This is a genomic window from Maribellus luteus, from assembly GCF_003576475.1.
Taxonomy (GTDB): domain Bacteria; phylum Bacteroidota; class Bacteroidia; order Bacteroidales; family Prolixibacteraceae; genus Draconibacterium; species Draconibacterium luteum.
The window spans coordinates 1-519 of the sequence record NZ_QWGR01000284.1; the positions used below are offsets into that span (position 1 = coordinate 1).

A 519-nucleotide genomic window follows, 5' to 3' on the forward strand; every position below is an offset into this window, starting at 1 on the left:
GGAGCGCGCCGATCTGGCGCGGCGGCAGGCGGGGCTGTCCAACACCTCGGGCCAGTTTCTGGCGGTCACCAAATTCCTGCGCCAGCTGCTGCAATCGCTGGCACTGGCGCTCGGCGCATGGCTGGCGGTGCGGCAGGATATTTCGGGCGGCGCGATCTTCGCCGCCTCGCTGCTGCTCGGCCGCGCGATCCAGCCGGTCGAACAGATATTGAGCGCGATCAAGCCGCTGACCACCGCGCGCACCGCCTGGCGCTCGCTCGATAGTTTTTGCCGCCGCCCGGGGCCGAACCGCAGCATGACCACCCTCCCCGCGCCCGAGGGTCGGATCGAGGTGCGCGGGCTGAACGTCATGGCGCCGGGTACCGATCGGCCAATCCTGTCCGACATCGCCTTCACCGTGCAGCCCGGCGAGGTGATCGCGCTGGTCGGCCCCAGCGGCGCGGGCAAGTCGACCTTGCTGCGCGTCCTGGCCGGCGCGCAGGCGCCCAGCAGCGGCGAGGTGCGGATCGACGGCGCCTC

The 519-nt window shown here is 71.7% G+C and carries 1 protein-coding gene; it reads left to right on the forward strand.

Annotated features, from left to right (window positions below):
• The coding region (locus tag D1614_RS28915) for an ATP-binding cassette domain-containing protein (protein ID WP_119440546.1) at positions 1-519 on the forward strand (519 nt) is incomplete at both ends.